Consider the following 6,811-nt stretch of genomic DNA (forward strand, 5'->3'; position numbering starts at 1 on the left):
CAACGGACCTTTCGGCACGCTTGACGTAATAATATCCGAGGACGCGACAGGTCAGACTGCCGTTGGAAATGCAGCCATTCAAACCTTATTCGGAATGGGAACCGAAACCAAGCTGCAATACGATGGTGCTGCGCAGGTCAATTCGGGAATTACATCGGTGAAAACGCTTGGAAAAGGAACCATTACTGCCTGGCCGGATCCTCCCAAACCCATTGCAGCAGAAATCTCGTTCACGCTGGCATCCGGATACGAATCAGGAACCATCTCCGTGAGTGGTTTCTTCGATGGATTTGCACTGATGCCCATTGCCGTTCATATCGGTTAATTCAATGACAACTTGCTGACATTCATCGGAGAAATGTATGTTAGAGCAACCAAAAGAGCAGGGAGTAATCCTTGCTTTTTTGGTTTTGTTCAATACCTTTGAGTACAATCGAAAAAGAACCCCAAAAACAATGCAGGAACTCAAAATTGCACTTTACATTCTGACCGGATTGGTAAGTATTCCCGGAGTGATTATCTGGAATTGGTTCTTCAGAAAATTGATTCATTCGGATAAACCCAGAAAACGAATGGCGTGGCTGGTAACTTTCGCAATGACGCCTGTTGTTTATAGGGTAATTATTGTTCCCTGGTATCTGGGATTAAGTTTCTTTCCTTCCCATAATTTTTCTAAAGAAAGATGGAATTCAGCCACCGGGACACGCTACGAAATGAGTGAAGATATCATTGATCGCGACATCCTTATCGGGAAAACAAAGGCGGACGTTCAACATCTTTTGGGGAAAGCCGAAAACGTACCTGAAAACAACGAATGGGAATATATTTTAGGATCGAGACCGGGTTTATTTATCATTTACCCTGATGTATTGAGAATTACTTTCAAGAATGAAAAAGTCGTAAAAGTCAAATGGACTCACCCTGTTCAAATACCCTTATAAGAAGAAACAAAAAAGCAAACTCATTACTGCCTTTTCAACTATTTTTACTAGTATTGGTTTTGTTGAAAAACGAAAACTAACAAATACAATTCCGAACTTCCATGCATACGATTTTACCTTTTCTGCTTGCCATGATAGCCGTCATTGTGCTGCTGAACATGTGGGCTGTCAAATTGAGAATTGCTTATCCGATCCTGTTGGTCATCGGCGGATTATTGATCAGTTTCATACCGGGATTGCCAACAGTGAAAATTGATCCGGACCTCATCTTTTTTATTTTCCTGCCTCCTTTATTGTTCGAGGCTTCCTGGAATGTTTCATTCAAAGAAATGAAAAAGTGGTGGCGCATTATCGGAAGTTTTGCCTTCCTGGTAGTGTTTTTTACCGCGTTATCTGTGGCTGTTGTGACCAATTATGCCATTCCCGGTTTTACGTTGGCATTGGGATTTTTGTTGGGAGGAATTGTCTCTCCACCCGATGCGGTGAGTACCGGAGCCATTACCAAATTTGTAAAAATTCCCAAATCCACAAGCGCCATCCTGGAAGGTGAAAGTTTGCTCAACGACGCTTCTTCCCTGATCATTTTCCGTTTCGCTTTACTGGCTGTTGGTTCGGGTCAATTCATCTGGCAACAAGCAGCATTCAGTTTTTTATGGATGATTCTCGGCGGTGCAGGAATCGGTTTGATCCTTGCCTGGATTTTTGTTCAGGCGCATAAACGTTTGCCTACGGATGCTCCGTCCGATATTGCGCTCACACTGATCGAACCTTACTTTATGTATTGGGCAGCGGAGCAATTGCATTGTTCGGGCGTACTGGCCGTTGTAAGCGGCGGTTTGTTCATGTCGGCAAGAAGACTCATTTTTTTAAACAGCGCCAGCCGGATCAGAGGTTTCAGCTTTTGGGAAAGTTTTATCTTTATCCTGAACGGAATCGTATTCCTGATTATCGGGCTGGAACTTCCTGAAATTGTAGACGGACTTCATGCAAACGGTATTTCACTAAGTACCGCGATCGGTTATGGGGTACTGGTGACCGCCATATTGATCCTTGCGAGAATGATCAGTTCCTATGTCGCAATGATTTCCACGCTTATTTTCCGGCCGGGAGTTGCTCCGAGAACAGGTCCCGCTGCAAAAAGACAGCGGTTGTTACTTCCGCTAATACTTGGTTGGACGGGGATGCGCGGTGTGGTTTCATTAGCAGCAGCCCTTGCAATTCCCGTTACGCTGCATGGCGCACCATTTCCTCACCGGAACCTGATTCTTTTCATCACATTTATTGCCATCCTGCTCACTTTGGTCATTCAGGGTCTCACTCTTCCCTACCTGATCAATCGCTGGCGTTTGTTTGATCATTTCATTAGTGAAGAATCAGAAGAAGCAACCCGGAAAGAAATAAAACGTGGTTTGAAACAACACGTGTTTGAGTTTTTGAAACAGAAACATGAAAACGAATTGAATGGCCATGCCGAATTGGAAAAGTTTCTGAAACAATGGGAAGAAAAAACCAAAGCTTCAGACGAGAGCCGGATCACGGAAAAAACAAAAGCCCTTTTTATTGAAGCGCTGGAAAGTCAGCGGGAATACCTAACCGAACTCAACAAAGATCCCAAGATCAATGAAGAAATTATCCGGCGCCAGCTGTATCAGATCGACCTGGAAGAAGAACGTATAAAAAGCATTTAAGAACTCGTTTGTTTCAAAGAAATAATTACCCGGTTTTGATAATCAGGTAATTATACTCTTGTATCCGGAGTTAAAACATACTTCCTTCACAGGATCAATTTAATAACTCTAAAAACAACAAATATGTCAACTTTAAATAGTGCAGTTTACGCTGAAGGATGTTTTTACCCCGCTCCGGGAGATACCGTTTCTCAACTTCAGGAATCTGGTTTTACCACACTCATTTTGAGTCTTTTTCACATCGGAAGAAATTACGATATCAAAACCCCGCAAATTATGGGTGATATCTATTTCAACAATACGAACATTATTTCGCAAGGCAGTTATGTCGGAGATGTGGGTTGGCCTGCGCTGATCAACAAGGTTATCGGAGGCAGTATCACACAAGTATGTGCGTCAATCGGTGGTGGTGGCGTACAGGACTATGAAACCATTCAGAAAATTTATAACGACGGTGGCAATTCATTCAGCGGCACCAACCTGGAAAAATGTTTCGCCACATTCCGAAAAACATTTCCATCCATCAGCATCATTGACATGGATTGTGAAGAAACATACGATCAGGAATCATTTGTGGCTTTCTGCCAGATGCTGATCGGAATGGGCTTCGGAATCACTTTCTGTCCTTACGACACTTTTGAACAATCTTTCTGGGTCGGTTCACTGGAAGCTTTAAACTCGTCCAATCCGGGTGCTGTGAAATGGTGGAACCTGCAGTGTTATGACGGTGGAGGCGGAAACGATCCTCAAAACTGGGCGGATGCAATTACGGGCACGATCAGTCATTTTAATACGGATAACTTTATCCTTGCCGGAGACTGGACCAATGCCGAAGCTTACGGAGTAAAACAGCTCATGAAGTCATTTAGCAGTGAAACCTGTGTTGCGGGCGGATTCATCTGGACACTTGATAACATTATCCAACAATATCCTCACGATCCTCTTAGCGGAATGAAAGCTTACACAACTGCCATTTCTACCGGATTATCGGTTCCGGTTGCCGTTTGAAAAAACAATCAGAATAAATAGAACAAGTGTCCGCTTTTTAGTGGACATTTGTGTTTATAAAAAGTGATCTCTGCCAAAAAAAGTAGATCCTTCGAGTATAACTCTCCGATAATTTTTGCTATACTTGATCATGCATAATTTCTTCCTGATTTCCCTCCTTTTCATCGTCGGATGTAGCTCTAAAAACAAAGAACCTGAAACACTTCCGGACATTAAATACCTCGACAGTATAGCAGATAAAAATTCAGATTTACTTTATTACTGGACAGAGGAATCATTTAAACATGAAAAGAGTACTCCGAACAACCAGGATCTGAACATTAAAGTCAATCGGAAAGTAGTGTTTTCCTTCAAAGGAACCAAATACATCCTCTACCCTTTCTTCCGAAAAACCTCATCCAACAAGAAGATTTTGTTTCTTCATTTTCTTCTTACAAAAGGTCATTTAAAACCAGATGAATTAACATCCGTTTCCTTTAAAGATCTGACTGTCTTAAATACAGAAAAAGCCTACTATTCATATAAAACAAACTAATTTACACCACTTTTTAAACACCTGAAAATGAAAAAAGTAATTCTTGATTTAGCTGTAACCTTAGACGGATTTATTGAAGGGCCAAACGGAGAAATTGATTGGTGTATCATGGACGACGACATGGATTTTGACGGTTTCTTATCCGGAATTGACACGATCTTTTACGGAAGAGTCAGTTACGATGCCTGGGGGAATTTTCAACCGGATGCAGCTGCCGGTCAGGTAGAACTGGACTTGTGGAAAGCAATACACTCCAAAGACAAATTCGTTTTTTCGAGCCGGATCAGGGAAGACGAAAAAGCGACCTTCATTCATTCCGATATCGCTGCAACCGTAAGTGAAATCAAAAAACGGGGCGGAAAAGATATTTGGCTCTATGGGGGTGCAAGTCTGATCAAAACCTTTATCCAATTGAATTTGGTAGATACCTACAGAATATCCGTTCACCCCACAGTTTTGGGAAGCGGAAAACCATTATTTGAAGAGGTAAAAAACCGCATCGAATTGCGTTTGCTCCAAACCCATGTGTTCAAATCAGGGGTTGTGCAGCTCATTTACGAACCAAATAACTAAGCGGTCTTATTAAAGCTTGTATCTTCAAAAGCTTTGCCCACTTTGCCACTTTGCGTTTAACGAAACTATTGATTAACAAACGCCAGAACGCAGAGGATTTAATTGTCATTTTTGTCGTTCCATTATATGCGCTGATCACAATCGCCTGTTTCTGATATTGATTGGTTCAGACTTCTCTTACATTCTCAAAGTCCTGAAAAGAATATCGAATAATCATTCCCGGTTAATTACAAGAAAAAAGCTGAACTACCGGTCTTTCCCCCCTTTTAGAATCTCAAAGCCACTTCTCAAGGTTAGATTAATTGACCCTTTACAGGTATTGTTGTAGATTTTCCATGCCAATAATTTTGCACCAACTGAGTTAGGATCGCTTTACGCGTTTGTACAAGGCTGTCTGGACTACTACTACTTTTTTAATCATTCAAAAAAGTACACATGAAAAACAGTAACGTACAGGTATCTGGTAAATTCAAGGCCGTAAAAACCCTGGCTTTTATCAGCATTCAGATGTTCATTCTGAGCTTTAGTTTTAATGGATTTTCCCAATCCGGATGCCTTCCCGCATTTCAATACAATGCAGACGGCAACATGATCACACAGGTTCAGTTCGGCACCATCAACAACACTTCCCCATTCACATCAGGAACCACTCCCGTTTACGAAAATTTCACATCCCTTTCTACGGATGTGACGATCGGTCAATCCTACCTCATTTCGATTAAAGGTCCTTCTTCTACATTTCCAGGTGATGTAATGGTTTTTATTGATTGGAATCAGAATGGTTTGTTTGATGAAGCAGGAACCTATATCGGCTTGATTTCTCCGGCAAATCCGGCGAATGCTGTCACTATTTCCGCATCCATTACAGTCCCTGCCGGTGCATTGACCGGAACAACCACGATGCGGATCGTAAAAAACAGCAATGTAAATGCCTTGAGTAACCCAAATGCTCCGAATACGATTTCTACGGCATGCGATCAAAACCTGAGAGCCGGTCAAACAGAAGATTATTCCTTAAACGTTTTACCCGCAGCAACAACTTGTTCGGGAGATCCGGGACCAAACCCGGGAGATTTAGGATGCATCACTGTGACATACAAAGGTGTTTCAACTCAATATACAACCGTGAGAGCAGCCGACGGAAATGTCTGGATGCAGCAAAATCTTGGAAGTGATGAGATCGCAACGGCTTCCAATGATGCAGCTTCTTATGGAGATCTGTTCCAATGGGGAAGATGGGACGACGGACATCAAGCGCGTACATCAACTCTTTCAACCGTTGCCCCAACACCAAATAACCCAACAGGTTTGGTTGCTACTACCGAATTTCTGAACAGTACTCCGGTTTGGTGGGACGGAGCAGCGCTTTCCGATACCTGGCAGGCTGAAACCCCGAATGATGTAACGGCAACAAACGGTTGCGATCCTTGTAAAGCGCTTGGAAACGAATGGCATTTGCCTTCAGCCGACGAATGGCAGGCTGTGATCACAGCTGAGTCGGTAAACAACATTCTTTCTGCTTTCCAAAGTAATCTGAAGCTTGCAACAGGCGGAACGCGTAATGCATCCGGAACCTTTGATTTCGTAGGACAGCGTGGTTACTATTGGTCAAACACCACCGGTTCTTCCGGCGGAAAAATGTTGTATTACAGTAATTTCATTGTGAATCCGAATGCCGGATATCCGCGCCGGCAAGGTGGTGCTATCAGATGTTTGAAAGCTTTACCGGTACCGGTCGTTACAAGCATTGACGTAGTAACTGAAAACAACGTTCCGGCAACAATCACTACCAATGCAGGAACCTTACAGGCAGAGGCAATCATTCTTCCGGCAGGCGCCATTCAAAACGTTACCTGGAGCATCCTTAACGTAACGGGAACTGCAACGATTTCCACAAGCGGTCTGGTAACTGCACACACAAACGGAACCGTTTGGGCAAAAGCGGTTTCCACTCAAAACACGGCAATCATGGATTCAATCCTGATTACGATTTCCGGGCAAACGATCCCTGTTCAGGGAATAGATGTCATCACTCAAAACAACATTTCCCCTACGATTACAACCAC

Annotated in this window: 7 protein-coding genes; all 7 read left to right on the plus strand. The window is 42.9% G+C overall.

What is annotated here, in order from left to right:
* Positions 1-325, plus strand: a 325-nt coding sequence (locus tag Q1V93_RS00800) for a hypothetical protein (RefSeq protein WP_300660126.1), incomplete at its 5' end; no start/stop codon positions are given.
* 37 nt (positions 326-362) lie between these two features.
* Positions 363-941: a hypothetical protein gene (locus tag Q1V93_RS00805; RefSeq protein ID WP_300660129.1), complete on the plus strand. Its 579-nt coding sequence runs from the start codon at positions 363-365 to the stop codon at positions 939-941.
* 101 nt (positions 942-1,042) lie between these two features.
* Positions 1,043-2,629 carry a Na+/H+ antiporter gene (locus Q1V93_RS00810; RefSeq protein ID WP_300660132.1) on the plus strand — a complete coding sequence of 529 codons (1,587 nt, stop codon included), beginning with the start codon at positions 1,043-1,045 and terminating at the stop codon, positions 2,627-2,629.
* 123 nt (positions 2,630-2,752) lie between these two features.
* The gene (locus Q1V93_RS00815) at positions 2,753-3,637 is read left to right on the plus strand and encodes a hypothetical protein (protein ID WP_300660135.1); all 885 of its coding nucleotides are present in this window, start codon (positions 2,753-2,755) and stop codon (positions 3,635-3,637) included.
* 130 nt (positions 3,638-3,767) lie between these two features.
* Positions 3,768-4,172 carry a hypothetical protein gene (locus Q1V93_RS00820; protein WP_300660138.1) on the plus strand — a complete coding sequence of 135 codons (405 nt, stop codon included), beginning with the start codon at positions 3,768-3,770 and terminating at the stop codon, positions 4,170-4,172.
* Between the two features lie 27 nt (positions 4,173-4,199).
* On the plus strand, positions 4,200-4,745 hold the full coding sequence (locus tag Q1V93_RS00825) for a dihydrofolate reductase family protein (RefSeq protein WP_300660140.1): 546 nt from the start codon (positions 4,200-4,202) through the stop codon (positions 4,743-4,745).
* Positions 4,746-5,180: 435 nt separating this feature from the next.
* Positions 5,181-6,811: GEVED domain-containing protein (locus Q1V93_RS00830; RefSeq protein ID WP_300660142.1), on the plus strand; the 1,631-nt coding region annotated here is incomplete at its 3' end.

Source organism: Fluviicola sp., assembly GCF_030151805.1.
In the GTDB taxonomy this organism is placed as follows: domain Bacteria; phylum Bacteroidota; class Bacteroidia; order Flavobacteriales_D; family Crocinitomicaceae; genus Fluviicola.